The organism is Halopseudomonas yangmingensis (assembly GCF_900114825.1).
Lineage (GTDB): Bacteria > Pseudomonadota > Gammaproteobacteria > Pseudomonadales > Pseudomonadaceae > Halopseudomonas > Halopseudomonas yangmingensis.
On the sequence record NZ_FOUI01000016.1, the window covers coordinates 55,395 to 82,353 of the forward strand.

The window sequence follows — 26,959 nt, forward strand, 5'->3', positions numbered from 1 at the left end:
ATGCACACAGGATTTGCTGACTATGGCCTGTGGGGGCTGGTGGTACTGAATTCGGCAATCTTCATCTTTTTTGCCTTCAGTTTCTTCAAGCCGAGGACCCGGCACGACTGGCGTTCCTTTGGTGCGTTCAGTGCCTTTCTGGTGGCTCTGTTTGCAGAGATGTATGGCTTTCCCCTGACCCTGTACTTCCTCGCCGGCTGGCTGCAAACCCGCTATCCCGGTATCGATTGGTTTGCCCATGACAGCGGGCATTTGCTTGAGATGCTGTTCGGCTGGCAGGCGGTGCCGCACTTTGGCCCCTTCCACCTGTTGAGCCTGTTACTGATCGGCGCCGGGTTCTATCTGATTGCCAAGGCCTGGCGGGTGCTGTATGCCGCCCAGCAGGCCGGAGAGCTGGCCTGTACAGGTCTGTATGCCCATGTGCGGCATCCGCAATACATCGGCTTTGTGCTGATCATGTTCGGCTTTCTGCTGCAATGGCCAACGCTGCTTACACTGGTGATGTTTCCGGTTCTGTTGTGGATGTATGCCCGGCTTGCGGCCAGTGAGGAGCGCGAGGTGGAGGCCCGTTTTGCTGATGCCTGGCGCGCTTATGCGTTGCGCACGCCGCGCTTCATACCGCGACTGCGACGCTGAGCGGTTTCAGGCGGATGGGCGAGGGAACTGCACGCAGAAACGGGTGATGCCGCCCTGCGAGGTGCAGTGGATACTGCCGCCATGTGCCTTGACGATTGCCGCGGCGATTGCCAACCCCAGACCTGCGTTGGCCGAATCTCCCTCTCGGCGGGCCGGGTCGGCACGGTAGAAGCGGTCAAATAGCCGATCCAGATGCAGGGGCTGTATGTCCTTTCCGGGATTGCTGACACAGAGCTCCACACTATCTGGCTGCTGGCGCAGCTGGATCTGCACGGTTTGCCCCGGTGGCGTGTAGCGCAAGGCATTGGACAACAGGTTGCTGACTACCCGGCCTACCATGGGTGCATCGCCGTGGATATGCCCCTGTCCGATGACCTCGATGGCGATACCCTTTTCCTCGGCGAGAATCCGGTAGTACTCCAGCTGCCCGGATACCAGCTCGTCCAGCTCCAATGGTTGCTGGTTCAGCAGCGTCTGGCCGTTTTCCGACTTGGCCAGAAACAACATGTCGTCAATCATGCGTGACAGGCGCGACAGCTCTTCCAGATTGGAGTGCAGGTTGTTTTCGTAGGTGTCAGCGTCGCGCTTGCGCATCAGTACCACTTCGGTCTGGGTCAGCATATTGCTGACCGGGGTGCGCATTTCGTGAGCGATATCCGCAGAGAAGTTGGAAATTCTGGCGAAGGCGTCCTGCAGCCGACAGAGCATTGAATTGAACGAATGCACCATTGCCTGCAGCTCACGCGGCACCGCATGGGTATCGATACGCTCATCAAGGGAGGCGGCGGACATCCCGGTCATGGATTGGGTGATCTCGCGCAATGGCTGCAGGCCGCTGCGTGCGACCAGCCAGCCGAGCAATGCGCTGGTCAGCAGGCACAGCAACATGCCGAACCACAGCCAGTACATCAGGCTGCGGAAGAAAAGCGTGTGAGCGGTGACGTCAAGGGCAAGCAATACGCGCAATGGCGGTGAATCCTCAAGGGCTATTTCCGCGCTGAGTCCCTGGAAGAAACGCTCGCCCTCCTGCCAGAACCACTGGCTCTGGGTACTGATCAGCGGGTCGCTGGCAGCGGCCAGAAAGCCCTGTGGTTCAGCGAACAGAATGTCTCCGTCATCACGGGTTATCAAAACCCGCATGGATTCGTGGGCGCCAAGCATGGCCTGCAGGTGCTGTTGCTGGTGCTCTGCCTGCAGGGGCTGGGGCGAGACTTGCAGCATGATTCGAATGGCATGCAGTTTTTCGTTGAGGATGGCTTCGTCGAGCTCTTCAAAGTGGTGCTTGCTGAGCTGGAAGAAGCCCAACGCCGTCAGCGAAATAACGCTGGTTGCCACCAGCATGAAGGCCAGACAGATGCGCGCGGTCAGCGACAGGCTGCGACTCATGTGCGTTCGCCGGTATCGAGCATGTAACCCATGCCGCGGGCGGTATGAATCAGCTTTACCGCGAAGTCATCGTCGATTTTTGCCCGAAGCCGTCGCACAGCGACCTCGATGACATTGGTGTCACTGTCGAAATTCATGTCCCAGACCTGTGATGCGATCAATGATTTTGACAGTATCTCGCCGGGCCTGCGCAGGAACAGTTCGAGCAGGGCGAACTCCTTGGCGGTCAGTTCGATGTTTCGGCCGCCCCTGCGCGCACGGCGTTTCAGCAGGTCCACTTCAAGGTCGGCGAATACCAGGCTGGTCTGAACCAGAGGGGTGCTGCCGCGGCGCAACAGGGAGCGTATCCGTGCCAGCAGCTCGGAAAAGGCAAATGGCTTTACCAGATAATCATCGGCCCCCAGCTCAAGTCCCTTGACCCTGTCTTCGACACTGTCCCGTGCGGTCAGGAACAACACCGGTATGTTTTGTCCGGCGGCTCGAATGACTTTGAGTACTTCCCAGCCGTCCAGGCCCGGCAGCATGACATCCAGAACCACCAGGTCATAACTGTTGAGCAGGACGGTATGCACGGCGTCTGTGCCATTGTTGACCAAATCGGTGTTGAAGCCGGCTTCCTGCAGGCCCTGGCGCAGGTAGGCGCCGGTTTTGGCTTCATCCTCGGCAATCAGTATCTTCATTCAGGGCTGTTCCAGAGCGTTCTCAAGCAGGTTGGTCGACAGCCCCATTCTAGGCGCGGATAGCCTTGGCGTCGCCAATTGCTTGCGATCCTTACAGGACTGTAATCCGCTACTCACCCGCGAGTCAGGTTTTGCCTGTAGGCTGCAGGGACAGTAAAGGCCCGGAGGCTATTGGTGAGCATGAACAAGCAACAGTTCCCGAGGCTGCGGCCAATGCAGGTGGTTGGCCGTATGCGCGGAGGGCTGCGTAGCGGCATGATGGGAACAGTGCTGTTGGCAATGGCGGCTGGCGTGTCGGCCCATCAGGCTGATATCGAGGTACGTTTGCCGACCGGTCCGGCTGAACAGACCCTTTGGGGTGTGGTTGCGGAAGATAGTCAGGTCGATCGTGAGGTGCTGATCCGCATGGATGACCAGATGCGTTTTCATCCGGGCCATCTGCAGGTAGAGAAGGGTGAAACCCTGCGACTGCTGATTCGCAACGAAGGAAAGATAATGCACGAACTGGTGCTGGGAACTGCACAAGAGCTTGCCGAACATGCGCAAATGATGGAGCTTTTCCCGGGAATGGAGCACGATGAGCCCTGGATGGTGCATGTTCCTCCGGGTCAACAGCAGAGTCTGGTCTGGACATTCAATCGGGCTGGCCGTTTCGAGTTCGGTTGCCTTTTGCCGGGACACTATCAGGCCGGCATGCGTGGTCAGGTTCAGGTTCGGCCAGCGTCACATCACTGACAACAGGAGACTGTAAATGGTTAAAACATCAAGTTTGGCCGCATGGGGGCTGGGACTTTGGTTGGCGGCCGGCACTGTGTGGGCGGGTGATGCCGGGCAGGCCCTCAGCGAAGGCGAAATCCGCCGTATCGATGCTGACAGCCAGCGCATTACCCTGCGTCACGGGCCGATCGAGAACCTTGGCATGGCGCCCATGACCATGCGCTTCACGCTGGTCGACGGGGCCAGCCTTGAGGGGCTGGCGGTGGGCGATCTGGTGCGCTTCCGCGCCGAGCAGCGTGACGGCGCCTATGTGGTCAGTGAACTGCAGCGCGCCGACTGAGCTATACTGCCGACCATGAAAACCTCGACCGCATTGCATCTGCTGCTGTGTGCCCTGTTGCTGGCGTTCTCCACGCTGGCAGCGGCACTGGCTGTGGTCGATCCCTGTCTGCAGCCGGAAGCGGCGCATGCCGATTGCGCCTCGCTGCATGGCGAGCCGGCGGATGAGCCGTTGCAGGCCACCGCCGAGCTGCTGTGCCAGATGGGCGGTGGCTGTCATGTGAGTGCCGCGCTGCCGGTGTCGGCCAGCCTGCCGCTGGGCGCGCTGCCCTGCTGTACACCGCTGGCCCTGCCAGTGCCAGCTACCCCCGAAAGCTCCCCCGATACCCTCTGGCGCCCGCCCCGCGCCTGACCCCTGAGTGCGGTTGATGGCTCCGCCATGGTGGGGTCTGTGGCGTGCCCGTGCACGCGAACTCCAGGGGATTTATTCCAATGAATGCATTTCTTTCGCGCCCGCAGTTGCCTGTGCTGCTGGTGCTGGCCCTGCTGCCGTGGACGCCGTTGTCGGCGCTGACGCTGGAGCAGGCCTTGCAACAGGCCGAACGCGAGGCGCCGGCACTGCAGGCCTGGCAGCTGCAGCAGCAGGCGGCGGGGCATGACGCCGAGGCGGCTGGTCAGTTGCCCGACCCGAAACTTGGTTTTGGCCTGCAAAACATCCCGTTGCAGGGCGATGACCGTGGCCGCCTGAATGCCGATGGCATGAGCATGCAGATGCTCGGTCTGATGCAGGAGGTGCCGAACCGGGCGCGGCGTGAGGCGCAGCGTGAGCTGGCGCAGGCAACCCGGCAGCGGATGTCCGCCGAGCTGGCGGTGCAGCGGCTCGAGGTTCGCTTGGGGATGGCCGAGGTCTGGTTGCGTCTGCGCGTGGTCGAGCAGCAACTGGCGCTGTTCCCGCAGTTGCTTGAGCAAAACCGGGTGCTGGCGGCGGCGGTGGCTGCACGCCTGCGCAGTGGCCAGGGCAGTCTGGCTGAACAACCGCAGGTGGAGACCGAGCGTGCCCAGCTGGAGCAGCGCATCGAGCAGTTGCAGGCCGAGCAGGGGGCGTTGCAGGCGGCCAGCCGGCGCTGGTTGCAGAGCCCCGGGCTGCAGCAGACCCTGGGCAACTGGCCGCAGTGGCCGGTGGACGAGCAGCAGCTACGCGAGCGGCTGCAGCAGCAGCCGGAACTGGCCCGCTACCAGCCATTGCTGCAGCAAGGGGCGGCCGCGGTACGGCTGGCCGAGGCCGATCGGCGGCCGGACTGGAGCTGGGAGCTGGCCTACCAGCGGCGTGGTGCCGGGCTGGACGACATGTTCAGTGTGCAGGTCAATCTGGGGCTGCCGCTGTTCACCGGCAGTCGCCAGCAGCCGCGCATCCGTGCCCGTCAGGCCGAGCTGGCAGCGCTGGAGCTGGAGCGTGACGGCCAGCAATACCGGTTGCTGGCCGAGCTGGACGGCGAACTGAGCGAGTACCGGCGACTGCAACTGGCAGTGCGCCGCAGCGATGAGCAATTGCTGCCGCTGGCCAGCCGCCGCGCCGAGCTGGCACTGGCCGACTACCGCAGCGGGCGCGCCGGCCTGGAGCCGCTGCTGGCGGCGCGTTCGGCACAGGTGGAAACGCAGCTGCAGCATCTGCAGCTGCAAGGGCAGCTGGCAAGCAGCCAGATGCGCCTGCAACTGGGTTGGGGGGAACACTGAAATGAAACTGTCACGCATTGTCAGCCTGTGTCTGTGCTGGCTGCCGGCCCTGGTGCTGGCCGCTGATCCGCATGCCGGGCACGCCGGGCATGGCGACCCGAGTCCGCCGCTGCAGCAGGTCAGCGAGCCGCGCATTCTCTACTGGTATGACCCGATGTACCCGCAACAGCATTTTGATGGCCCCGGACGTTCGCCGTTTATGGACATGGATCTGGTGCCGCGCTATGCCGATCCCGGTGATGACGGCAGCAGCATGCGTATCGATCCGTCGATTACCCGCAATCTCGGGTTGCGTGTGGCCAGTGTCGAGTCCGGCCGGCTGGCGCTGGCGTTCCAGGCCAGTGCCGTGCTCGGCTGGGACCAGCGCCATCAGACGCTGCTGCAGAACCGCGCGCGGGCCTGGGTTGAGCGGGTCGAGCCGCTGGCCAGCGAGGACCTGCTGCAACCCGGTCAGTTGCTGGCCACGCTGATGGTGCCGGAATGGGTGGCGGCCCAGGAGGAGTACCTGGCGCTGCGCCGGCTGGGGGATGCCGAGCTGCAGGCAGCGGCCTGGCAGCGTTTGCGTCTGAGCGGGATGCCCGAGGAGCTGCTGAATGCCGTGCGCCGCGAGGGACGGGTGCAGATGCACTGGCAGATCCGCAGTCCGCAGGCCGGGGTGCTGCTGGAGTGGCCGTTGCGTGCCGGCATGAGCCTGTCGGCGGATGCCACCCTGGCGCGTATCGGTAGTATCGAGAAGGTCTGGCTGGAGGTGGCGGTACCCGAGCAGCAGGCGCACTGGCTGGAGGCCGGGCAGTTGCTGCAGGTGCAGTTGCCGGGACTGGCGCCGCAGCAGGCGCGTATCGAGGCGCTGCTGCCGCAGGCTGACAGTCAGGCGCGTACGGTACGGGTGCGCGCCGTGCTGGAGAATCCGCAGGGCCTGCTGCGCCCCGGCATGAGCGCCCAGGTGTCGCTGCAACGGCAGGCCGAGCAGCCGCAGTTGCTGATTCCTGCCGATGCGCTGATCCGTGGCGGGCGGCGTGATCTGGTGCTGCTGGCCGAAGCGGATGGGCGCTTCCGCCCGCAGCAGGTGCTGGTTGGCCGTGAGGCGGGTGACCGGGTGGAGATCCTTGAGGGTCTGCAGGCCGGCCAGCGGGTGGTATCGGCGGCGCAGTTCCTGATTGATTCCGAGGCCAGCCTGCGCGGCCTGCTGGCACGGGCGGCGGAGGACGGCGATCCGGATCTGCACAGCGCCGATGCCATGGTGATCTACCACGACGAGGACGGCCTGATGCTTGAGCACGGCCCCTTCGAGAGCCTCGGCATGGACGGCATGACCATGCAGTTCGAGGTGGCGCCAGGGGTCGACCTGAGCGATATCGCCGAAGGTGATGCGGTGCGTGTCTGGGTGCGCCAGCTGCCTGATGGTCTGCCGGTGGTACGTATCCGCAAGCGTGAGGTGCAGCCATGATTGCCGCGCTGATTCGCTGGTCACTGGGCAACCGTCTGCTGGTGCTGCTGGCCACGCTGTTCTGCGTGGTCTGGGGTGTCTGGTCGATGCTGCGGATGCCGGTGGATGCGCTGCCCGACCTGTCCGACACCCAGGTGATCATCCGCACCAGCTGGCCCGGTCAGGCGCCGCAGGTGGTGGAGAACCAGATTACCTATCCACTGGCCACCACCATGCTGTCGGTGCCTGGTGCCAGCACGGTGCGCGGTTTTTCCATGTACGGCGACAGCTACCTGTATGTGCTGTTCGAGGACGGCACCGACCTGTACTGGGCGCGCTCGCGGGTGCTGGAATACCTGAATCAGGTGCAGGGGCGCCTGCCGGCCGGGGTCAGTCCGGCGCTCGGCCCGGATGCCACCGGGGTCGGCTGGATCTTCCAGTATGCGCTGGTCGATCGCAGCGGCCGGCATGACCTGGCCGAGCTGCGCAGCCTGCAGGACTGGTTCCTCAAGTACGAGCTGCAGGCGCTGCCGGAAATTGCCGAGGTGGCCACCGTGGGCGGCATGCGCAAGCAGTACCAGGTGGTGCTCGACCCGCTGCGCATGGCCAGTCTGGGGGTGACCCAGCAACAGGTGGCGGCGGCTATCGGTCGTGCCAATCAGGAGGCCGGTGGCAGTGCGCTGGAGCTGGCCGGTGCCGAGTACATGGTGCGTGCCAGTGGTTACCTGCAGGGGCTGGAGGATTTTCGCCAGATTCCACTGCGCCTGGACGGCAGCACCCCGGTGTTGCTGGGTGATGTGGCACAGATTCGTCTGGGGCCGGAAATGCGCCGCGGGATTGCCGAGCTGGATGGCCAGGGCGAGGTGGTCGGCGGCGTGGTGATATTGCGCAGCGGCGGTGATGCGCGGGCGGCGATCGAACGGGTGCGCCAGCGGATTGATGAGCTGGCGGTCAGCCTGCCGGACGGGGTGGAACTGCTGGTCACCTACGACCGCGCCGAGCTGATCGACAGTGCCATCAAGAATCTCAGCCGCAAGCTGATCGAAGAGTTCATCGTGGTGGCGCTGGTATGTCTGGCTTTTCTCTGGCACCTGCGCTCGTCACTGGTGGCGATAGTCGCGCTGCCGCTGGGTGTGCTGGTGTCCTTTATCATCATGCAGGCACAGGGTATCAACGCCAACATCATGTCACTGGGCGGCATTGCCATTGCCATCGGCGCCATGGTCGATGCGGCGGTGGTGATGATCGAGAATGCGCACAAGAAGCTTGAGGCCTGGCAAGAGCTGCATCCAGGGCGCCAGCCGGACGCGGCGGAACATCGCCAGCTGATTCTGGATGCCGCCAGCGAGGTGGGGCCGGCGCTGTTTTTCAGCCTGCTGATCATCACCCTGTCGTTTATTCCGGTGTTCACCCTGCAGGCCCAGGAGGGCCGGCTGTTCGCCCCGCTGGCCTGGACCAAGACCTGGGCCATGGCGGCCTCGGCCGGCCTGTCGGTGACGCTGATTCCGGTGCTGATGCTGTATGCGGTGCGCGGGCGTATCCGTGCCGAACAGCAGAACCCGCTGAACCGGCTGCTGATCTGGGTCTACCGGCCTGGGCTGAATGCTGTACTGCGCTGGCCACGAGCAACCCTGGTGGTGGCGCTGCTGGTGTTCCTGACCAGCCTGTGGCCATTGCAGCGCCTTGGTGGCGAGTTTCTGCCGCCGCTGGATGAGGGCGACCTGCTGTATATGCCGACCGCGCTGCCAGGGCTGTCGGCGCAGCGCGCCGCGGAGCTGTTGCAGCAGACCGATCGGATGATCATGACGGTGCCCGAGGTCGAGCGGGTGTTCGGCAAGGCCGGGCGCGCGGACACCGCCACCGATCCGGCACCGCTGGAAATGTTCGAGACCAGTATCCGTCTCAAGCCGCGTGATCAGTGGCGCCCGGGCATGACTCCGGAGAAGCTGGTGGAGGAGCTGGACCGCGCGGTTCAGGTGCCGGGGCTGGCGAACCTGTGGATTCCGCCGATCCGCAACCGCATCGACATGCTGGCCACCGGGGTCAAGAGTCCGATCGGCATCAAGCTGTCCGGCAGCGACCTGCAGCGCATCGATGTGCTGACCGCGCAGATTGCCGAGGTGGCGCGTGAGGTGCCGGGGGTGACCTCGGCAATTGCCGAGCGGCTGACCGGCGGGCGCTATCTGGATGTGGATATCGACCGCTTCCAGGCGGCCCGCTACGGCCTGAACATTGCCGATGTGCAGGAGCTGGTGGCCGGTGCAGTGGGTGGCATGAACATCGGTGAAACGGTCGAGGGGCTGGCGCGCTATCCGATCAACCTGCGCTATGCGCGTGACTGGCGCGACTCGCCGCAGGCGTTGCGTGAGCTGCCGATCCTCACTCCCGGAGGGGCACAGATCACCCTTGGCAGTATCGCCCGCGTCGCTGTCAGCGAAGGCCCGCCAATGCTGCGCAGCGAGAATGCCCGGCCCTCCGGTTGGGTCTATATCGATGCCCGCGGGCGCGATATGGCCTCGCTGGTGCAGGAACTTCAGCAGCGTGTCAGTGCCGGGGTGGTGCTGGATGCCGGCATGAGCCTGAGCTATTCGGGGCAGTTCGAGTTCCTGCAGCGGGCTAACCAGCGCCTGCTGCTGGTGGTGCCGGCGACTCTGGCGATTATTTTCGTGCTGCTCTACCTGACCTTTGGTCGGGTTGGCGAGGCGCTGTTGATCATGGCCACTCTGCCGTTCGCCCTGACCGGCGGGCTGTGGTTTCTGTACCTGCTCGGCTACAACCAGTCGGTGGCCACCGGGGTCGGCTTTATCGCGCTGGCCGGAGTCGCCGCCGAGTTCGGGGTGATCATGCTGCTGTACCTGCGCAATGCCTGGCAGGCGCGCCTGGCGCGTGGCGAGCAGACCGAAGCGGCGCTGCTCGCGGCGATCCACGAGGGGGCCCTGCAGCGTGTGCGACCCAAGGCGATGACCGTGCTGGTGCTGGTGATCGGCCTGCTGCCGGTGCTGCTTGGCAGCGGCAGTGGCAGTGAGATCATGAGTCGCATTGCCGCGCCTATGATCGGCGGCATGCTTAGTGCGCCCTTGCTGTCGATGCTGGTGCTGCCGCCGGCCTGGTGGTTGCTGGAACGCTGGCGGCTGCGGCGTGGCTGACGCGGCTCAGGCCGTGCGTCCGGGTCGGCCGAGCAGCAGCGAGATCACGGCGGCGACACCCAGCAGCCAGCAATAGGTCACGGCCCCGACCAGTTGCAGTGGCGACAGTCCGGCCAGCGAGGCGGCCAGCAGCAGTTGCGCGCCCCAGGGAATCACCCCCTGCACCACGCAGGAGGTGATGTCCATCAGGCTGGCGCTGCGCTTCGGGTCAACCCCGTAGCGGCTGGCAATGTCGCGCGCCAGTCCGCCGCTGACCAGAATCGCCACGGTGTTGTTGGCGGTGCACAGGTTGCTCAGGGCAACCGCCGAGACGATGCTGGTCTCGCCGCTGCGCCTGTGCCGGGCTGGGTCGTCGCTGTGGCGGCTGAAACGGTCTATCTGGGTGGCAATCCACTGCAACCCTCCACCGGCTTTCATCAGCCCGGCCAGTCCGCCGATCAGTAGTGACAGGATAAAGATTTCCTGCATGCTGCCGTAGCCGGCATAGATGTCCTTGGCCCAGTTGGCCACCTGGTAATCCTCGACCCGCCACAGGCCGATACCGCCGGCCAGCAGTATGCCGCAGGCCAGTACCAGCATCACGTTGAGTCCTGACAGTGCCAGCAACAGTACTGTCAGGTAGGGCAGCACCAGCCACAGGTCATAGTCGGCCGGGGTCCCGGCCTGGCTGCCGGCGCCTTGCCAGGTCAGCCAGCCAAGGGTCAGCAGTGCCGCGGGCAAGGCAATCAGCAGGTTGAGTCGGAACTTGTCACGCATTTCGCAACCCTGGGTGCGGGTGGCGGCAATGGTGGTGTCGGAGATGATTGACAGGTTGTCACCGAACATGGCGCCGCCAACCACAGTGCCGGTACAGAGTACCGGTGACAGCCCGGTAGCCTCGCTGACGCCCAGGGCAATAGGCGCGACGGCGGCAATGGTGCCCATCGAGGTGCCCATCGAGGTGGCGATAAAGGCAGTCATCACGAACAGGCCGGGCAATACCAGTGCGGGTGGAATCAGGTCCAGCCCCAGATTGACCGTGGCATCGACGCCGCCGATGGCCTTGGCCACGCTGGCAAAGGCGCCTGCCAGCAGGAATATCAGCAGCATGGTCACCAGTGTATGGTCGGCGCAGCCGCGTACCAGGGTGTCGATACGCTGTTGCAGGGCGCCACGCGCCAGCAATACCGCCAGTAGCAGGGCTGGCAGAATCGCCACCGGCGCAGGTACCTGATAGAAGGCGAACTCGCTGCCGGCCTGCTGGTAATACAGGCCGCTGCCAATAAACAGTGCGAGGAACAGGCCCAGAGGCAGCAGGGCGAGGGCAGAGGCGGTGGGTTGGGTATCGCCGGAATGATTCACGTGTTGGTCCTGAAAACGGGTGAGGAGCCGCACAGGGCGGCGCTGGCGTCGCCGGATTCTATGCAGTGTAGATGCTCGGAGGGCTTAGAAACGCCGTTGTACTATGTAATCAGCCAGCTGGCGCAGGCGTTCGGCGCGCAGATCGAAACCGGCCAGGCTGTGCAGGGCCTGGTCGCGTAATTGCACGGCCTTGTCGCGCGCACCATCCAGTCCGAGCAGGGCCGGGTAGGTCGGCTTGTCGCGGGCCAGGTCGGAGCCCTGCTGTTTGCCGAGCACGCTGGTGTCACTTTCGATATCGAGGATGTCGTCCTGCACCTGGAAGGCCAGTCCGATGGCTTCGGCATAGTCGCTGAGCGCCTGCAGTTGCGCGGGGGAGGCCTGGCCGCTGGCCAGTGCACCGAGCTGCACGCTGGCGCGGATCAGTGCGCCGGTCTTGTGCCGGTGCATGTTTTCCAGGGTGTCCAGGTCGATCTTCTCGCCCACCGCGCCCAGATCAATCGCCTGACCGCCAACCATGCCCAGCGGGCCGGCGGCCTGGGCCAGACGTTGGATCATCTGCAGGCGGATGCTGTCGGGGTAGTCGCCAAGGCGGCTCAGCCAGTCGAAGGCCAGCGCCTGCAGGCCGTCGCCGGCGAGGATCGCACTGGCCTCGTCAAAGGCGCGGTGGCAGGTCGGCTGGCCGCGCCGCAGGTCGTCATCGTCCATCGCCGGCAGGTCGTCATGGATCAGCGAGTAGGCATGAATCAGTTCGACCGCGGCGGCGGCCACGTCGGCCTGTTGCCGGCTGCCGCCGAGCGCTTCGCAGGCGGCATAGGCGAGCAGCGGGCGAACCCGCTTGCCGCCGATGGTGACGCTGTAGCGCATGGCTTCGAACAGGCGTTGCAGGCGCGGCTGCCGCTGCTGCAGGTGTTCCAGTAAAAAGGTGTTGATGCGCTGCTGGCAGTCGCCCAGATAGCCGGCGAAGTCGCTCATTGCGCCTCGCCCTCGAAGGGCTGGACCAGCGGCTCGCCATTGCGCTCAAGCAGCAACTGCACCTTCTGTTCGGCCTGACTCAGCGCCTGCTGGCAGTCGCGGGTCAGGGCCACGCCCTGCTCGAAGGCGCCCAGCGAGTCCTCCAGGCTGAGTTCGCCGCTCTCCAGCCGCTCCACCAGGGCCTGCAGTTCGGCCAGCGACTTTTCAAAATCCGGCGCTTTGCTCTTGCGGGTCATGGTTACCTCGGGGGAGTGGGTCGGAGTCGGCTGAACATTACCCAAGGGGCCGGGCAGGGTCAATCAAAGGTAGACGTCGGCGAAGTAATACAGCGTCAGACTCCAGCCGACCGCGATCACAAGTACGCGCAACCAGGCATCCGGCAGCCGCCGGGCCAGTCGACCGCCAGCCCAGCCGCCGGGCAGGGTGCCGGCCAGCATCACCAGCAGTGCCGGCCAGTGCACCGCGCCGGCCAGCATAAAGGTGATTGCCGCGACACTGTAGATCACCGAGGACAGCAGGCTCTTGATGGCACTGATCTCGACCAGTCGGGTGCGTCCGCTGATCGCCAGACTGGCGATCATCAGAATGCCCATGCCGGCGCCGAAAAAGCCGCCATACACCGACACCAGGGTCTGCCCGCACCAGCCGGCCACTCCCAGTCGCGGTGCGCTGTGCGGCTGACGGTGATGTTGCAGCCAGTTGGCCAGTGGCCGGCTCAAGGTGAATAGCAGGGTGGCCAGCAGCAACAGCCAGGGGATCAGCCGGTAGAAGGCCTGGTCAGTGGTCAGCAGCAACAGCAGCCCGCCGAGCAATCCACCCAGTGCGGCAGCCAGCAGCAGCGGGCGCAGGTAATTGCGCCAGGGCAGCGGGCGCAGTTCGCGGCGCAGTGCCCAGGCGCTCGAGATACTGGCCGGCCATAGCGCCACCGCATTGGTGGCATTGGCGCTGACCGGGCTGACCCCGGCTGCCAGCAGCGCCGGGAACGACAGGAAGGTACCACCACCGGCCAGCGCATTGAGCATGCCGCCGGCAAAGCCGCCAAGGGCGATCAGTGTCAGTTGCAGGGGGTCGATTGGCATTCAGTGACCTGCCGCACAGCGCCGGCTGTTCAAAAATCCCCCCACAGCTGCTGGCAGACACTCAGCGCCACCACCGGTGCGGTTTCGGTACGCAACACCCGCGGGCCAAAGCGCGCCGCCTTGAAACCGCTGGCTTCGGCACGGGCGATTTCCGCAGGACTGAGACCGCCCTCCGGGCCGATCAGCAGGGTCAGACTGGCCGGGCGGTCGAGGCTGGCAAGGCTCTGCTCGGTGCGGTGGTGCAGGACCAGCTTGAGGTCGGTCTGTAGCCCGTCCAGCCAGCTGTCGAGTGCCTGCGGGGCATGTACCAGCGGCACCTGGCTGCGCCCGCACTGCTCGCAGGCGCTGATGGCGATCTGTTGCCAGTGGGATTGGCGCTTGTCGGCCCGCTCACCCTGCAGGCGCACCTCGCAACGTTCGCTGCTGAGCGGGGTGATTTCGCTGACGCCCAGCTCAACGGCCTTCTGGATTGCCCAGTCCATGCGTTCGCCACGCGACATCACCTGCCCCAGATGCACCCGCAGCGGTGATTCCGGCAGCCCTGCCAGCGGTGCCTCCAGCCGCACCCGCACACTGCGCTTGCCGGCCTCCAGCAGCTCGCCCGGCCACTCCTGGCCGCTGCCATCGAACAACTGAATGGGTGCGCCGGGCGCCAGTCGCAGTACCCGGCCGATGTAGTGGGCCAGATCGCCATCCAGTTCCCGTTCGCCGCTGGCCAGTGGCGCTGGCGAGTAAAAACGCGAGGTACGCATGCTCAGTCCCGGGTCGCCAGCTGGATGCCTTCCCAGGCCACGCTGGCCAGATGGTCGATCTGCTCCGGGGTGATCACATAGGGCGGCATGAAGTACACCACGCTGCCCAGCGGGCGCAGCAGCGCCTGATTCTTCAGGCCATGCTGGTAGACGCGGATGCCACGGCGTTCCTGCCAGGGATAGGGCTCGCGGGTGGCCTTGTCCTTGACCATCTCGATCGCCAGCACCATGCCGGTCTGACGGACCTCGGCAACCTGCGGGTGCTCGGCGAAGTGCGCGGTGGCCTTGGCCATGTGTGCAGCCAGTGCGCGGTTGGCCTCGATCACCTGGTTCTTCTCGATCAGCTCCAGGGTTGCCAGCGCGGCGGCACAGGCCAGCGGGTTGCCGGTGTAGCTGTGCGAGTGCAGGAAAGCACGCATGCTTTCGTAGTCGTCGTAGAAGGCCTGATAGATGCGATCATTGGTCATGCACACCGCCATCGGCAGGTAGCCGCCAGTCAGGGCCTTCGACAGACACAGAAAGTCCGGGGCAATGCCGGCCTGTTCGCAGGCGAACAGGGTGCCGGTGCGGCCAAAACCGACGGCGATCTCGTCATGGATCAGGTGTACGTCGTAGCGGTCGCAGGCCTCGCGCAGCAGTTTCAGGTAAACCGGGTGGTACATGCGCATGCCGCCGGCGCACTGGATCAGCGGCTCGACGATGACGGCGGCGACTTCCTCATGGTGTTCGGCCAGGGTGCGCTCCATGTGCACGAACATTGCCCGGCTGTGTTCTTCCCAGCTCTGTACAGACTCGCGGTAGTAGCAGTCCGGGGAGGGTACGGTAATCACCTCCATCAGCAGCGGCTGGTAGGTTTCCTTGTACAGGCTGACATCTCCGACGGCCAGTGCCGCCAGGGTTTCGCCGTGGTAGCTGTTGCTCAGGGTGACGAAGCGCTTTTTCTGCGGCTTGCCGCTGTTCAGCCAGTAATGGAAGCTCATCTTCAGCGCCACTTCGATGCAGGATGAACCGTTATCGGCGTAGAAGCAGCGCGTCAGTGGTGCCGGGGTCATGGCCACCAGCTTTTCCGATAGCTCGATCACCGGCTGATGGCTGAAGCCGCCGAGGATTACATGCTCCAGGCTGTCCAGCTGGTCCTTGACGCGTTGATTGATGAAGGGGTTGGCATGACCGAAGATGTTGACCCACCAGGAGCTGACCGCGTCCAGATAGCGATTGCCGTCAAAGTCATGCAGCCACACGCCTTCGCCGCGCTGGATCGGGATCAGCGGCATGTGTTCGTGGTCTTTCATCTGCGTGCAGGGGTGCCAGAGCACGGCCAGGTCACGCTGCATCCACTGGTCGTTAAGGCTCATGAATACCTCGTCCGGGAAATGAGTGTCCGGCGATTGTACCTGAGCCTACCGGGCGGGCAACTCAGCGGGTGCCGAAAACCAGCATCTGCTGACCGTGCACCTCAATCAGGTCCTGCTCTTCCAGCGTACGCAGCACGCGACCGACCATTTCGCGCGAGCAGCCGACCATACGGGCAATTTCCTGACGGGTGATCTTAACCACCATGCCGTCGGGGTGGGTCATGGCATCCGGTTGTCGCGACAGCTCAAGCAGGGCGCGGGCAACCCGGCCAGTGACATCGAGGAAGGCCAGGTCGCTGACCTTGCGGGTGGTATTGCGCAGGCGCTCGGTCATTTGCCGCCACAGGGCGTAGATCAACTCAGGGTCGCGCTGGGTCAGCTCGCGGAAGCGGGTGTAGCTGATCTCGGCAATTTCACAGGCGGTTTTGCTGCGGACGCCGGCGCTGCGTTCCGGCTGGTTGCGTCCTTGTTCGAACAGACCCATTTCGCCAAAAAAATCACCCCGGCTGAGGTAGGCAATGATTACCTCGCGACCCTGTTCTTCGCTCAGATGGATAGTCACCGATCCCTTGATGATGTAGTAGAGACTGTCCGATTGATCACCGGCATGGATGATTGGCGTGCGTGCCGGAATCTTGCGCACCTCGCAGTGGCGCAGAAATGCGTCGAGGTTGTGCAGATTGCGCGGCAGGTGGGGAGAAAGCATTGGCAGGATCCTGGTTTTCGTTATAGTCCGGTTGTTATCGGTTGGCACTGCTCTGAGCCTGCCGGCGATTATGTGGCGTTTTGCAGGCAAAGGCCAGAAAGTAGGCGTTTTCAGGCTGTGCTATTCTGCGCAGCCGTTGAGGGGCCTGAGCCGCAGCCAAGATGCCGGCATCGCTCTGGCCCTTGAGAAGCAGACAGCCGAAGGTGACTGACAGTGAAAGCACAGATCAAGTGGGTGGATGGTGCCATGTTCCTTGCCGAGTCCGGCAGTGGACATACCCTGGTGATGGATGGGCCGCCGGAAGCGGGCGGACGCAATCTGGGCGTGCGGCCGATGGAAACGGTGCTGATCGGTCTGGGCGGATGCGCCAGTTATGATGTGGTGAGCATTCTGCAAAAGGCCCGCCAGGACATTCGTGATGTGCGTACCGAGCTTGAGGCCGAGCGCGCCGACACCGAGCCCAAGGTGTTCACCCGCATTCACCTGCGTTTCGTGGTCACCGGCAAGGGGCTCAAGGAAGCCCACGTCAAGCGGGCGGTGGATCTGTCGGCGGAGAAGTACTGCTCGGCTTCGATCATGCTTGGGCGTGCCGGGGTGGAGATCACCCACGACTACCAGATCGTCGAGATCGACTGAACGTGCTGGCCGGCGCATTGGCGCCGGCCGTGACTCACAGGCGGTAGGCTGCCTTGGTCATTACCTTGGACATCAGCACCATGGCGTCCTTCACCGGTTGCGGGAAGACCGCGCCGCCGGCTTCAAGGGCCAGATTGCCATGCTCGATCTCGTCCTCGCGCATCTGCTCCAGAATCGCCCGGCTCTTGATGTCTTCCAGCGGCAGTTGCTGCAGGTGGTCGTCCAGATGGCGCTCCACCAGCTGTTCAGTGGCGGCGACAAACCCGAGACTGACCCGATCGCTTACCGCGCCAGCGGTGGCGCCAATCCCGTAGGACATGGCGAAGAACAACGGGTTGAGCAGGCTCGGACGGCTGTCCAGTTCGCGCAGACGCTCTTCGCACCAGGCAAGATGATCGATTTCCTCGGCGGCGGCCTGCTCCATCTGTTCACGCACTTCCGGCAGACTGGCGGTCAGTGCCTGACCCTGATACAGCGCCTGAGCGCATACCTCGCCGGTGTGGTTGATGCGCATCAACCCGGCGATATGGCGTTTTTCCTCGTCATCCAGCGGCACATTCGGCAGGTGCGCAGCGGGAGACGGGCGTTGCGCCTGTGCCGCGCCGGGGATCAGGGTGCGCAGGGTCTGGTCGGCCTGACTCAGCAGGCGGTCCATAAAGCTGTAGTGGCGGCAGGTCATGGGGTGCTCCGGTTCAGCCCGGCGGCCAGCTCAGCTGGCGCTTGCCGAGTACGTGCAAATGGATGTGGTAGACCGTCTGGCCGCCGTGTTCGTTGCAGTTGAAGACGGTACGAAAACCCTGGTTGCAACCCTGTTCAACGGCCAGCTGCTGGCCGATAAACAGCATATGACCAAGCAGCGCGCGGTCGGCCTCGGTGACATCCTGCAGTGTCGCAATGTGTTTTTTCGGGATCACCAAAAAATGCACCGGGGCCTGTGGGTTGATGTCATGGAAGGCCACCACCTGTTCATCTTCATAGAGCTTCTTCGCCGGGATCTTGCCCTCGACGATCTTGCAGAACAGACAATCCACGTACGTTACCTCATCGCTTGTCGAAGTTCTGCAGTGTAACCTTGCTGACTGGATTTGGCATCTTGCAGGGAGTGGTTGGCGATGAAGAACGATGTGCATGACCTTGGGGTGCTGCTTGACGCCCAGGCGCGGCTGATCGTCATCGAAAGCTGGGAGGAGCAGCGGGTGCTGGAAACGGTCGGTATGCTGGCGGTACGCCGCAACCTGACCTGGTATACCTGGAACCTGATCGACGGTATGTCACGGCTGGGCTTCGGCAATGATCCCGAGCCGGCGAATCCGTCCGAGTGTGCTGCCGAACAGGCGTTGGCGCAATTGCGCCGCGATGCTCTGCCGGGGCTCTATGTGTTCTGCGATCTGCACCCCTTTCTTGATTCGCCAAGAGTGGTACGTCTGCTGAAAATGCTGGCGATGGACGAGGCTGAGCGTGCGCCTACGCTGATCCTGCTCAGTCACGAGTTCAAGCTGCCGGCGGAATTGAGCCGGCTGGCGGCGCGCCTGACGCTGAACATGCCGTCCACCGAACAGCTGCGCAACATAGTGCGTGAGGAAGCGGCGCGCTGGAGCGCACGCAACAACGGCCTGAAAGTGCGCACCGATAACCGTACGCTGGAGCAGGTGGTGCAGAACCTGCGGGGCCTCAGTCATGCCGAGGCACGGCGCCTGGCGCGCAACCTGATCGTGAATGACGGCGCCATCACCCAGGACGATCTGCCGCAGTTGAACAAGGCGCGTTTTGAGCTGTTGGGCATGCAGGGCGCCCTGAGTTTCGAGCAGGATACTGCGCGCTTTGCCGATGTTGGCGGCTTGCAGCAGTTCAAGCGCTGGCTTGGCGAGCGCCAGCAGGCCTTCCTCGATGATGGCCTGCGCGATGCGCCGCGCGGCGTGCTGCTGGCTGGCGTGCAGGGTTCCGGCAAGAGTCTGGCGGCACGGGCGGTGGCCGGATTGTGGGGGCTGCCTCTGCTGCGGCTGGATTTCGCCACGCTGTATAACAAGTACATTGGCGAGACCGAGAAGAACCTGCGTCAGGCGCTGGAGCTGGCGGATGCCATGCAGCCCTGCGTGCTGTGGATCGACGAGATCGAAAAGGGGCTGGCTGAGGATGGCTCGGATACTGGTGTTTCGCGCCGTCTGCTTGGTACCCTGCTGACCTGGATGGCCGAACGTAAAAGCAGGGTATTCCTGGTGGCGACCGCCAACGAGGTGCAGCAGTTGCCGCCGGAGTTGATCCGCAAGGGCCGGCTTGACGAGATGTTCTTTGTCGATTTGCCGGACATAGGGGTGCGAGAGGAAATCCTGCGCATTCACCTGCGCCAGCGTGAGCTGGACCCGTCTCAGTTCGATCTGGCCGGTCTGGCGCAGGCTTGTCACGGATTTGCCGGTGCGGAAATCGAGCAGGCGGTCGTTTCGGCGATCTACAGTGCTTCGGCACGCCAGCAGGCGGTCAGCGATGCCCATCTGCAGGAGGCGATCAGCAGCACCTCGCCACTTTCAGTGGTTATGGCTGAGCGGTTGCAGGCCTTGCGTGACTGGGCTGCTGGTCGCGCGGTCATGGCCGATTGAACGACGGGTCATCCACAGCGCATTACCGACCACAGGAGATTCAGATGTCCGATCCACAGGAAACCCCGCCCGGCTTCGACAAGCCAACGCTATTTATCATTGCGCTAGCGCTGGTCTCGGTCAGTGTCTGGTACCTGTTCTTCAAGGGGTGATAGCCTGGCGTCTCAGAACGGCTTGACCACTACCAGAATGACCACGGCGATCAGCACCAGTACCGGCGCCTCGTTGAACCAGCGATAGAACACATGGCCGCGGGTGTTGCGGTCATTGGCGAACAGGCGCAGGTAGTGGCCACAGACAAAGTGATAGCCAATCAGCGCTACCACCAGTGTCAGCTTGGCGTGCATCCAGCCCTGCGACATCCAGAACGGCATTTGCTGCAGCATCCACAGTCCCAGGCCGACAGCGACTACCATCGAGGGCGTCATGATGCCACGGTAGAGTTTGCGCTCCATGATCTTGAAACGCTCCTGACTGACCCTGTCCTCACTCATGGCGTGATAGACGAACAGCCGTGGCAGATAAAACAGCGCGGCGAACCAGGTCACCACGGCAATGATATGAAAGGCCTTGATCCACAGATACACGCTGAACTCCGTTGAATGCTGGAGGTCGATGGGCTGGGCTGGCAATATAGCCCGATTGGCGCCGGCTTGCCGGCTGCAGCAGTTTAACCGCAATCAACAGATTGCAGACAGCTCATCCTGATCGGGAAGGTTGCATGATCAAAATCGGCATCGTAGGTGGCACCGGCTATACCGGTGTCGAATTGCTCCGCCTGCTGGCGCGGCATCCGCAGGCTCGGGTGGAGGTGATCACCTCCCGCTCGGAAGAGGGGGTGCGGGTGGCGGATATGTATCCCAACCTGCGCGGGCACTACCGCGACCTGGCTTTCAGCGTGCCGGATGTGCAGGCGCTTGGCGCCTGCGATGTGGTGTTCTTCGCTACCCCGCATGGCGTGGCCCATTCGATGGCCGCCGAGCTGCTGGCGACCGGCACCCGCATCATCGACCTGTCCGCTGATTTCCGGCTGCAGGATGCCGAGGAGTGGGCGCGCTGGTACGGCCAGCCACATGGTGCTCCGCAGTTGCTGGATCAGGCGGTTTACGGGCTGCCCGAGGTCAATCGTGAGGCAATTCGAAACGCCCGGTTGATTGCCGTGCCCGGCTGCTATCCAACCGCCACCCAGCTGGGCTTGTTGCCATTGCTGGAGCAGGGGCTGGCTGATCCGTCGCGGATCATTGCCGACTGCAAGTCCGGTGTCAGTGGCGCCGGTCGTGGCGCCAGTGTCGGCTCGCTGCTCTGCGAAGCCTCGGAAAGCATGAAGGCCTATGCGGTGGCTGGTCACCGGCACTTGCCGGAGATTCGCCAGGGCCTGCAGCGCGCTGCCGGGCAGGCGGTGGGGCTGACTTTTGTGCCGCACCTGACGCCGATGATTCGCGGCATCCATGCGACCCTGTATGCGACCGTTGCCGATCATTCGGTGGACCTGCAGACGCTGTTCGAAGCGCGCTATGCCGATGAACCCTTTGTCGATGTATTGCCGGCTGGCAGCCATCCGGAAACCCGCAGCGTCAAGGGTGCCAACCTCTGCCGCATTGCTGTTCACCGCCCGCAGGGCGGAGATCTGGTGGTGGTGCTCTCGGTGATTGACAATCTGGTCAAGGGAGCTTCCGGCCAAGCCGTGCAGTGCATGAACATCGCGCTGGGCCTGGAGGAAACTGCCGGCCTCGATTTTCCTGCGTTGATGCCCTGATGACCAGTGCCCGCCGCAAGGTAGGCGAGCGTCGGGCGTCAGGGCGCCAGACCCGCTATCTGTTGCTGCTGGTGGTGCTGTTGACGGCGGCAGGTTGGATCTATAGCGCTCGTCAGCAAGCGCTTCAGGGTCAGCAGTTACAGCAGCTTGTGCAGGACAACCGTCTGCAGGTTGAAGAAATTGAACAGTTGCAGCAGCGTTTGCGTCGTCTGCGCATCGAGCTGCTGCTGGCTGAGCAGGCGGCGGATGAGCAGCGTGACATGGTTCAGGATCTGGAGCAGCAGTTGTTCCATCAACAGCAGACGCTGGCACGCTACCAGAGTGCCTTGCGTCCGGATGCAGTGAAGCCTGGCTTGCGAATACAGGCTTTTGAGCAGCAATCCGGGGTCGAGCCGGGCAGTTTCCGTTTCCGGATCATGCTCAGTCGGGTTGGCACTGAAGATGACAGCATTTCAGGCAAGGTACAGTTGCTGGTAGAGGGGCTGCAGAACGGCAAGCCTGCAACCCTTCAGCTACCAGACAAGGTTGATGCGGCTGGTGATGGCTGGGCTTTCGAGTTTCGTTATTTTCAGGTATTGCCTGACGAAGGCAGTAAGGCAAAGCTGCGAATGCCGGAAGGTTTTGAGCCTGTGCGCGTTCTGGTGCGAGCGCGCACCCAGACGGGCCATCTGGTTGAGCGCAGTTTTGACTGGCGAGCGCCAGCGAGTGCCGAGTCGGGAGGCACATCCTCGGAAACACCCTAATAGTTGACCAAAAGAGTCGGAAAAAAGATAATGCGCGTCCGGCAGCACATGCCATGTGACCGGACAAGCTATTGAGGAATCCTGCATGTCGACTGTTGAAACCTTCACGCCAAGCGCCCTGCTTTTCGCTGACAAGGCCGTAGGTAAGGTGCGTGAACTGATCGAGGAAGAAGGCAACGAGCGGCTGTCTCTGCGGGTATTCGTTACTGGCGGAGGCTGTTCAGGTTTTCAGTACGGCTTCACCTTTGATGACGAGATGGCCGATGACGATACCGTGGTCGAGCGTGACGGTGTGCGTTTGCTGGTTGACCCTATGAGCTTTCAATACCTGGCCGGCTCCGAGGTGGATTACGAGGAGGGGTTGGAAGGCTCCCGCTTTGTTATTCGCAACCCCAATGCGTCGACCACCTGCGGTTGCGGTTCCTCTTTCTCGATTTAAGCCCCGTTAGCCCGGATAGAGCGCCCCGAGTATTCGGCTGCCCCGTGCGCCCGTGACTTCGGGGAGATTGCCCGGCAGTCGCTGGCTGAATCGCCAGGCCAGCCAGGCAAACGCCATGGCTTCCATCCAGTCTGGATCAATTCCCAGTGCAGCGCTGCTACTGACCGATGCCTCTGGCAGAAGTGCCTGCAAGCGGGTGCGTAGCCGACGGTTGTGGGTGCCGCCGCCACACAGGTACACCGGTTGCCGTTGCAGGCCGGTTTGATGCACGGCGTTTGCGATGGTGCGAGCGCTAAGCTCCAGCAGCGTGGCCTGAACATCCACAGCAGCGATGCCGCTACCGTGTTCTGCAAGCTGGCGGTGCAGCCATAAGCTGTTGAAGTATTCGCGCCCGGTGCTGCGTGGCCCGCTCAGTGAAAAATACGGATCCGCCAGCATGCTGTTGAGTAGTGGCTGGTTGACGTGTCCGCTGGCGGCCCACTGGCCGTCCCGGTCAAACGGAATGCCCTGATGCTGTTGTATCCACGCATCCAGCAATATATTGCCGGGGCCGCAATCAAAACCCTCAACCGCAAAGCCGGGACGAAGACAGGTCAGGTTGGCAAAGCCGCCTATATTCACCAGGCAGATTGGCTGCAGAGGATCGCTCAAGGCCCACTGATGAAAGGCCGGCACCAACGGAGCACCTTGACCGCCTGCCGCCAGGTCGCGGCTACGGAAGTCGCTGACCACATCAATGCCGGTCAGCTCGGCGAGCAGGGCAGGTGCGCCGATTTGCAGGCTGAAGCCAAGATCCGGGTGGTGTCGAACGGTCTGGCCGTGGCTGCCAATGCTGCTAACACGGCTTCCATCGATGCCCAGCTGCTGCAACACCTGCCGTATGCCGTCTGCCACTAAGCGTGCCCATTCCATGCCTGCCAGTGCGCTGCGCCGGAGTTCATCATCACCCGGACTGCACAGGGCTAGCAGTTGTTCGCGCAGGCGGGCATCCATCGGAATATACAGAGCCCCGAGCAGGCGGACCTGTCGGGGCTCGGAGAAACTGCACACCGCTATGTCGATACCGTCGAGGCTGGTCCCCGACATTATGCCGATGTGCAGCTGTTCAGCAGGTTGCATTACTGGTCAAGCATGGCCAGTTGGGTGCTGCGCTGGGAGTCCATGCTGGCGACCAGACGATTGCTCAAAGCCATAAAGGCAGTTTTTTCGTTGGCCGGAATCGGATCGGAAGCAGGTAGTTTGACGCCAAGCGGGTCAACATGCTTGCCATTGACCAGAAATTCATAGTGCAGGTGTGGCCCTGTTGCCAACCCGGTCATGCCGACATACCCAATCACTTGACCCTGACGCACTTGAGTGCCGTTGCTGATACCTTTTGCGTAACGACTCATGTGGGCGTACAGCGTCTGATATTGACGGCCATGCGAAACGACCACGGTATTGCCGTAACCGCCCTTGCGGCCTACATGGACTACCCTTCCATCGCCCGTAGCCATGATTGGCGTGCCCGTCGGCGCAGCATAGTCGACGCCGTTATGGGCGCGGATCTTGTTCAGTACCGGATGGCGGCGATTGGGATTGAAGCGCGAGCTGATGCGCGCGAACTCGACAGGCGTGCGGATAAAGGCTTTTCGCATGCTTTCACCGTCAGCCCGGTAATAGCTGGCCACACCGCTTTTATCGGTGTAGCGGATGGCCGTATAGGTTTTACCGCGATTGGTAAAGCGGGCAGCCATGATCGGGTTGGTGCCTACGCGTTGTCCGTCAACCAGTTTTTCCTCGAACATAAGCTCGAAGCTGTCGCCCTCACGAATCTGCCGGGCAAAGTCGATGTCATAGCCAAAGATGTTGGCCAGCTCGATCACCATGCCATAGCTGATGCCCGCCTCGGCACCTGCAGCAGACAGGGAGCTGCTGATTGATCCGTAGGCGTAACGTGTCTGCACTTCCGGTTCGATAACATCCTTGCTGAAGGCGTAGGTCTCAGCCTGACGATCAAGGCGAATGCTTTCAAGCTGGCTGACCTGCGTGCGGATCGCCAGTAGATCGCCGGATGGATCCAGCTTGAACTCAAGCACTTGTCCGACATTCAGGCGCGTAAAGCGTCGCGCCTCCTTGCTGCTGTTAATCACGGCATGCAAGGTGCTGGCAGACAGGCCGAGCTGGTTGAACAACACAGAGAGTGTGTTGCCACTGGCAACGGTGAGACTGATCCATTCTGCTGCCGGCGTACTGGCCTCAGACTCATTTGACGTGGTCAGTGCGTCAGCATTATCGCCAGCTGCAGTGTACGTATCCAGGGTTTCGTCACTATGGGCTGGATGTAAATCAAGCGCGGCAGATGTGACTACTTCGCCAATAACTGCATCCAATTCATGCTCCAGACTTGAGCTGGTAGCGGCCGGGCTGGCCTGCTGCAGATCTAGTTGCACGAAGGTTTTGTGGGCTTCAACGTCTGAGCTGGGGATTGCCAGCAAGAAGAAACTCAGCGCTGCGGCTATGCCGCTTGCCGCTACCAGATGACTTTTCGGGTAACGAGGCATCTTTGTCGGTGTCTGACTCATAAGCGCTCCTTCAGGTTTTTTTGATAAATGAACTAACTCGTTAAAATATAACCGAAACCAGATGCGGGCAACCCTTGATTCAGGTTGCTCGTCGGTTTTTTGCGCCTGTGCACATTTTGCGCAGGCACCGGGCACAAACTTGTAATCCGACGTCAATGATGTATGTTTGGTTCCCTTTTTTCCTTGGCGCAGGGCAAATTTGCTCTCGAAAGCCGCGGGTTACCCAAGTCAGAAATAGGTACAAGCTGTCATGAAGCCGGTTGAAGAGCAGTTGGCGCTGATCAGGCGCGGAGCGGAAGAAATCCTTGTCGAGAGCGAGCTGAAGACCAAGCTGGAGCGTGGCACGCCGCTGCGGATTAAGGCTGGCTTTGACCCGACCGCCCCGGATCTGCATCTCGGGCATACCGTGCTGATCAACAAGCTACGCCAGTTCCAGGAGCTGGGGCATCAGGTGCTGTTCCTTATAGGCGATTTTACCGGAATGATCGGCGATCCGTCCGGCAAAAATGTGACGCGCCAGCCGCTGACCCGTGAACAGGTACTGGTGAATGCCGAAACCTACAAGGCGCAGGTATTCAAAATTCTTGATCCGGCGAAAACCGAGGTGCTGTTCAACTCGACCTGGATGGACCGCATGACGTCGGCTGACATGATTCAGCTGGCGGGCAAGTACACGGTAGCGCGCATGCTTGAGCGTGATGACTTTGACAAGCGCTATAAAGGCGGCCAGTCAATTGCCATCCATGAGTTCCTTTATCCACTGGTGCAGGGTTATGACTCGGTAGCCATGCAGGCGGACGTTGAGCTGGGCGGTACCGATCAGAAATTCAATCTGCTGATGGGACGCGAGTTGCAGCGCCAGTATGGCCAGGAGCCACAGGTGATTCTTACCATGCCGCTGCTGGTGGGGCTGGATGGCGAGAAGAAGATGTCCAAGTCGCTGGGCAACTATATTGGTATCGAGGATCGCCCTGGCGAGATGTATAACAAGATAGTGTCCATGCCGGACAGTCTGATGTGGCGTTATTTCGAGTTGCTGTCTTTCCGTGCCATGGACGAGATTGAGCAGTTCCGTGCCGATGTGGAGGCTGGCGCCAATCCGCGTGACATCAAGATCAAGCTCGCCGAAGAGCTGGTGGCGCGTTTCCATGGCGAGGAAGCGGCGGCCAGTGCCCACAAGTCTGCTGGCAACCGTTTGCAGGATGGCGAGCTGCCTGATGATTTGCCTGAAGTCGAACTGCAGGCCGATGCTGATTTGCCGGTTTCGGCGGTACTCAATCGGGCCGGCATGGCGAAGAATGCCGCTGCCGCGCGTGATTTGCTTGAGGCGGGTTCGGTCAAGGTGGATGGGCAGGTTGTCAGTAAGGACTTCGTCTTTGTGCTTGGCTGCGAGCATGTATGCCAGGCAGGCAAGAAGAAGTTTGCACGGATTCGGCTGAAAAACGCTTGACGCAGAATTTGAGGTGCCTATAATGCGCCTCTCGCTGATCGGGACGTCTTGTTAAAGCGCTTTAGAATCAATGGCTTGCAAATCTTTTTTAGATTTAAGCAGTTGACGGATCAGCGGAGTGGTGTAGAATGCGCCGCTCACTGGGGAGGGTGATATGCTCTCCAGGTGCTTGGATCGGCGGTGTTGATCAAAGCGCAAAACGAGGTGTTGACAGCGGTTAAAACTGCTGTAGAATGCGCCTCCCTGACACGCTAAAGGCCTTGAGCCAGGCGGGTTGGACAAGCGGTTTCGAGGGTGTGTAAGTTACCGGATTCTCGAAAATAAACGCTTGACAGGATGTAAGGCTGGCGTAAAATGCGCGGCCTGGTTCAGCCAAAGCGCTAACCGAATCGCTCTTTAACAATCTGGAATCAAGTAATTCGTGTGGGTGCTTGTGGGTATATTGATGATCGCAAGATTGTCAGTCGACACAAGTAACTCTGTGAATTCATGAGTTTATTTGTACGACTGAGCCAAGTTTAGGGTTTTCTCAAAACCCGATCAGTATTTAACTGAAGAGTTTGATCAT

27 protein-coding genes are annotated in these 26,959 nt (G+C 62.1%); 13 read left to right on the plus strand and 14 right to left on the minus strand.

Translation table 11 applies throughout. The features are described 5' to 3' along the window. Entirely contained in the window at positions 1-636 is a 636-nt protein-coding gene (locus BMZ23_RS12980; protein ID WP_093478206.1) for a methyltransferase family protein, read from the plus strand. Positions 637-642: 6 nt separating this feature from the next. Here the strand turns inward: BMZ23_RS12980 and BMZ23_RS12985 are convergent, their stop codons facing one another. Next, positions 643-2,022, minus strand: coding sequence for a heavy metal sensor histidine kinase (locus BMZ23_RS12985; protein ID WP_093478209.1), 1,380 nt, complete (start codon positions 2,020-2,022; stop codon positions 643-645). Further along, positions 2,019-2,702, minus strand: a complete 684-nt coding sequence (locus BMZ23_RS12990) for a heavy metal response regulator transcription factor (RefSeq protein WP_093478211.1) — start codon at positions 2,700-2,702, stop codon at positions 2,019-2,021. Before BMZ23_RS12990 ends, BMZ23_RS12985 begins: the two co-directional genes overlap by 4 nt. 180 nt (positions 2,703-2,882) lie before the next feature. Between BMZ23_RS12990 and BMZ23_RS12995 the strand changes: the two genes are divergently transcribed. The 6 genes from BMZ23_RS12995 (at position 2,883) to BMZ23_RS13020 (ending at position 10,004) form a co-directional block, all read left to right on the plus strand. Continuing rightward, positions 2,883-3,437 carry a cupredoxin domain-containing protein gene (locus BMZ23_RS12995; protein ID WP_245748226.1) on the plus strand — a complete coding sequence of 185 codons (555 nt, stop codon included), beginning with the start codon at positions 2,883-2,885 and terminating at the stop codon, positions 3,435-3,437. A 16-nt stretch (positions 3,438-3,453) separates the two neighbouring features. Then, positions 3,454-3,759, plus strand: coding sequence for a copper-binding protein (locus tag BMZ23_RS13000; RefSeq protein ID WP_093478214.1), 306 nt, complete (start codon positions 3,454-3,456; stop codon positions 3,757-3,759). Positions 3,760-3,774: 15 nt separating this feature from the next. Continuing rightward, positions 3,775-4,110, plus strand: a complete 336-nt coding sequence (locus BMZ23_RS13005; protein WP_093478216.1) for a hypothetical protein — start codon at positions 3,775-3,777, stop codon at positions 4,108-4,110. Between the two features lie 80 nt (positions 4,111-4,190). Next, entirely contained in the window at positions 4,191-5,432 is a 1,242-nt protein-coding gene (locus BMZ23_RS13010; protein ID WP_093478219.1) for a TolC family protein, read from the plus strand. Between the two features lies 1 nt (position 5,433). After that, positions 5,434-6,879, plus strand: a complete 1,446-nt coding sequence (locus BMZ23_RS13015; RefSeq protein WP_093478222.1) for an efflux RND transporter periplasmic adaptor subunit — start codon at positions 5,434-5,436, stop codon at positions 6,877-6,879. Further along, complete coding sequence (locus BMZ23_RS13020; RefSeq protein ID WP_093478225.1) at positions 6,876-10,004, plus strand: efflux RND transporter permease subunit; 3,129 nt, start codon at positions 6,876-6,878, stop codon at positions 10,002-10,004. The genes BMZ23_RS13015 and BMZ23_RS13020 overlap by 4 nt, the downstream gene beginning before the upstream one ends. A gap of 6 nt (positions 10,005-10,010) precedes the next feature. Here BMZ23_RS13020 and BMZ23_RS13025 read toward each other — a convergent pair whose 3' ends face one another. The 7 genes from BMZ23_RS13025 to crp all read right to left on the minus strand — a co-directional run bounded on the left by BMZ23_RS13025 (position 10,011) and on the right by crp (position 16,209). Next, on the minus strand, positions 10,011-11,345 hold the full coding sequence (locus BMZ23_RS13025; protein WP_093478227.1) for a Na+/H+ antiporter NhaC family protein: 1,335 nt from the start codon (positions 11,343-11,345) through the stop codon (positions 10,011-10,013). A gap of 84 nt (positions 11,346-11,429) precedes the next feature. Continuing rightward, positions 11,430-12,317, minus strand: a complete 888-nt coding sequence (gene ispA / locus BMZ23_RS13030; RefSeq protein ID WP_093478229.1) for a (2E,6E)-farnesyl diphosphate synthase — start codon at positions 12,315-12,317, stop codon at positions 11,430-11,432. Further along, a complete protein-coding gene (locus BMZ23_RS13035; protein WP_093478232.1) occupies positions 12,314-12,553 on the minus strand; it encodes an exodeoxyribonuclease VII small subunit in 240 nt (79 codons plus the stop codon). The genes ispA and BMZ23_RS13035 overlap by 4 nt, the downstream gene beginning before the upstream one ends. Positions 12,554-12,616: 63 nt before the next feature. Further along, a complete protein-coding gene (locus BMZ23_RS13040) occupies positions 12,617-13,396 on the minus strand; it encodes a sulfite exporter TauE/SafE family protein (protein WP_177197288.1) in 780 nt (259 codons plus the stop codon). Positions 13,397-13,425: 29 nt separating this feature from the next. Then, positions 13,426-14,148: a 16S rRNA (uracil(1498)-N(3))-methyltransferase gene (locus BMZ23_RS13045; protein ID WP_093478235.1), complete on the minus strand. Its 723-nt coding sequence runs from the start codon at positions 14,146-14,148 to the stop codon at positions 13,426-13,428. A 2-nt stretch (positions 14,149-14,150) separates the two neighbouring features. Then, the gene (locus BMZ23_RS13050; protein ID WP_093478238.1) at positions 14,151-15,503 is read right to left on the minus strand and encodes an adenosylmethionine--8-amino-7-oxononanoate transaminase; all 1,353 of its coding nucleotides are present in this window, start codon (positions 15,501-15,503) and stop codon (positions 14,151-14,153) included. 61 nt (positions 15,504-15,564) lie between these two features. Continuing rightward, positions 15,565-16,209: a cAMP-activated global transcriptional regulator CRP gene (gene crp / locus BMZ23_RS13055; RefSeq protein WP_093478241.1), complete on the minus strand. Its 645-nt coding sequence runs from the start codon at positions 16,207-16,209 to the stop codon at positions 15,565-15,567. Positions 16,210-16,422: 213 nt separating this feature from the next. Between crp and BMZ23_RS13065 the strand changes: the two genes are divergently transcribed. Beyond that, positions 16,423-16,845: an OsmC family protein gene (locus BMZ23_RS13065; protein ID WP_093478246.1), complete on the plus strand. Its 423-nt coding sequence runs from the start codon at positions 16,423-16,425 to the stop codon at positions 16,843-16,845. Between the two features lie 34 nt (positions 16,846-16,879). On the opposite strand, the gene coq7 is transcribed toward BMZ23_RS13065, so the two are convergent. Next, positions 16,880-17,524, minus strand: coding sequence for a 2-polyprenyl-3-methyl-6-methoxy-1,4-benzoquinone monooxygenase (gene coq7, locus BMZ23_RS13070; RefSeq protein WP_093478249.1), 645 nt, complete (start codon positions 17,522-17,524; stop codon positions 16,880-16,882). 13 nt (positions 17,525-17,537) lie between these two features. Continuing rightward, positions 17,538-17,876 (minus strand): histidine triad nucleotide-binding protein, encoded by a 339-nt coding sequence (locus BMZ23_RS13075; protein ID WP_093478252.1) that lies wholly within the window; start codon positions 17,874-17,876, stop codon positions 17,538-17,540. An 81-nt stretch (positions 17,877-17,957) separates the two neighbouring features. On the opposite strand from BMZ23_RS13075, the gene BMZ23_RS13080 reads away from it, so the two are divergent. After that, the gene (locus BMZ23_RS13080) at positions 17,958-19,439 is read left to right on the plus strand and encodes an AAA family ATPase (RefSeq protein ID WP_093478255.1); all 1,482 of its coding nucleotides are present in this window, start codon (positions 17,958-17,960) and stop codon (positions 19,437-19,439) included. 164 nt (positions 19,440-19,603) lie between these two features. On the opposite strand, the gene hemJ is transcribed toward BMZ23_RS13080, so the two are convergent. Then, entirely contained in the window at positions 19,604-20,026 is a 423-nt protein-coding gene (gene hemJ / locus BMZ23_RS13085; protein ID WP_093478258.1) for a protoporphyrinogen oxidase HemJ, read from the minus strand. Between the two features lie 134 nt (positions 20,027-20,160). On the opposite strand from hemJ, the gene argC reads away from it, so the two are divergent. The 3 genes from argC to erpA all read left to right on the plus strand — a co-directional run bounded on the left by argC (position 20,161) and on the right by erpA (position 22,377). Further along, on the plus strand, positions 20,161-21,195 hold the full coding sequence (gene argC, locus BMZ23_RS13090; RefSeq protein ID WP_093478261.1) for an N-acetyl-gamma-glutamyl-phosphate reductase: 1,035 nt from the start codon (positions 20,161-20,163) through the stop codon (positions 21,193-21,195). Continuing rightward, positions 21,195-21,938, plus strand: a complete 744-nt coding sequence (locus BMZ23_RS13095) for a DUF6776 family protein (RefSeq protein WP_093478264.1) — start codon at positions 21,195-21,197, stop codon at positions 21,936-21,938. The genes argC and BMZ23_RS13095 overlap by 1 nt, the downstream gene beginning before the upstream one ends. Before the next feature lie 85 nt (positions 21,939-22,023). Next, complete coding sequence (erpA, locus tag BMZ23_RS13100) at positions 22,024-22,377, plus strand: iron-sulfur cluster insertion protein ErpA (protein WP_093478267.1); 354 nt, start codon at positions 22,024-22,026, stop codon at positions 22,375-22,377. Between the two features lie 6 nt (positions 22,378-22,383). Here the strand turns inward: erpA and BMZ23_RS13105 are convergent, their stop codons facing one another. Together BMZ23_RS13105 and BMZ23_RS13110 are read right to left on the minus strand one after the other, a co-directional pair. Continuing rightward, positions 22,384-23,496: an anhydro-N-acetylmuramic acid kinase gene (locus BMZ23_RS13105; RefSeq protein WP_093478270.1), complete on the minus strand. Its 1,113-nt coding sequence runs from the start codon at positions 23,494-23,496 to the stop codon at positions 22,384-22,386. Then, on the minus strand, positions 23,496-24,941 hold the full coding sequence (locus BMZ23_RS13110) for a peptidoglycan DD-metalloendopeptidase family protein (protein WP_093478273.1): 1,446 nt from the start codon (positions 24,939-24,941) through the stop codon (positions 23,496-23,498). Before BMZ23_RS13110 ends, BMZ23_RS13105 begins: the two co-directional genes overlap by 1 nt. Positions 24,942-25,191: 250 nt before the next feature. Here BMZ23_RS13110 and tyrS point away from each other — a divergent pair, with 250 nt between their 5' ends. After that, on the plus strand, positions 25,192-26,391 hold the full coding sequence (gene tyrS, locus BMZ23_RS13115; RefSeq protein WP_093478275.1) for a tyrosine--tRNA ligase: 1,200 nt from the start codon (positions 25,192-25,194) through the stop codon (positions 26,389-26,391). Positions 26,392-26,959: the final 568 nt, after the last annotated feature.

Coding starts and splice junctions, on each gene's coding strand:
- BMZ23_RS12980 (WP_093478206.1), top strand. CDS start 1: ATGCACACAGGATTTGCTGACTATGGCCTGTGGGGGCTGGTGGTACTG.
- BMZ23_RS12985 (WP_093478209.1), bottom strand. CDS start 2,022: ATGAGTCGCAGCCTGTCGCTGACCGCGCGCATCTGTCTGGCCTTCATG.
- BMZ23_RS12990 (WP_093478211.1), bottom strand. CDS start 2,702: ATGAAGATACTGATTGCCGAGGATGAAGCCAAAACCGGCGCCTACCTG.
- BMZ23_RS12995 (WP_245748226.1), top strand. CDS start 2,883: ATGAACAAGCAACAGTTCCCGAGGCTGCGGCCAATGCAGGTGGTTGGC.
- BMZ23_RS13000 (WP_093478214.1), top strand. CDS start 3,454: ATGGTTAAAACATCAAGTTTGGCCGCATGGGGGCTGGGACTTTGGTTG.
- BMZ23_RS13005 (WP_093478216.1), top strand. CDS start 3,775: ATGAAAACCTCGACCGCATTGCATCTGCTGCTGTGTGCCCTGTTGCTG.
- BMZ23_RS13010 (WP_093478219.1), top strand. CDS start 4,191: ATGAATGCATTTCTTTCGCGCCCGCAGTTGCCTGTGCTGCTGGTGCTG.
- BMZ23_RS13015 (WP_093478222.1), top strand. CDS start 5,434: ATGAAACTGTCACGCATTGTCAGCCTGTGTCTGTGCTGGCTGCCGGCC.
- BMZ23_RS13020 (WP_093478225.1), top strand. CDS start 6,876: ATGATTGCCGCGCTGATTCGCTGGTCACTGGGCAACCGTCTGCTGGTG.
- ispA (WP_093478229.1), bottom strand. CDS start 12,317: ATGAGCGACTTCGCCGGCTATCTGGGCGACTGCCAGCAGCGCATCAAC.
- BMZ23_RS13035 (WP_093478232.1), bottom strand. CDS start 12,553: ATGACCCGCAAGAGCAAAGCGCCGGATTTTGAAAAGTCGCTGGCCGAA.
- BMZ23_RS13040 (WP_177197288.1), bottom strand. CDS start 13,396: ATGCCAATCGACCCCCTGCAACTGACACTGATCGCCCTTGGCGGCTTT.
- BMZ23_RS13045 (WP_093478235.1), bottom strand. CDS start 14,148: ATGCGTACCTCGCGTTTTTACTCGCCAGCGCCACTGGCCAGCGGCGAA.
- BMZ23_RS13050 (WP_093478238.1), bottom strand. CDS start 15,503: ATGAGCCTTAACGACCAGTGGATGCAGCGTGACCTGGCCGTGCTCTGG.
- crp (WP_093478241.1), bottom strand. CDS start 16,209: ATGCTTTCTCCCCACCTGCCGCGCAATCTGCACAACCTCGACGCATTT.
- coq7 (WP_093478249.1), bottom strand. CDS start 17,524: ATGACCTGCCGCCACTACAGCTTTATGGACCGCCTGCTGAGTCAGGCC.
- BMZ23_RS13080 (WP_093478255.1), top strand. CDS start 17,958: ATGAAGAACGATGTGCATGACCTTGGGGTGCTGCTTGACGCCCAGGCG.
- argC (WP_093478261.1), top strand. CDS start 20,161: ATGATCAAAATCGGCATCGTAGGTGGCACCGGCTATACCGGTGTCGAA.
- BMZ23_RS13095 (WP_093478264.1), top strand. CDS start 21,195: ATGACCAGTGCCCGCCGCAAGGTAGGCGAGCGTCGGGCGTCAGGGCGC.
- erpA (WP_093478267.1), top strand. CDS start 22,024: ATGTCGACTGTTGAAACCTTCACGCCAAGCGCCCTGCTTTTCGCTGAC.
- BMZ23_RS13105 (WP_093478270.1), bottom strand. CDS start 23,496: ATGCAACCTGCTGAACAGCTGCACATCGGCATAATGTCGGGGACCAGC.
- BMZ23_RS13110 (WP_093478273.1), bottom strand. CDS start 24,941: ATGAGTCAGACACCGACAAAGATGCCTCGTTACCCGAAAAGTCATCTG.
- tyrS (WP_093478275.1), top strand. CDS start 25,192: ATGAAGCCGGTTGAAGAGCAGTTGGCGCTGATCAGGCGCGGAGCGGAA.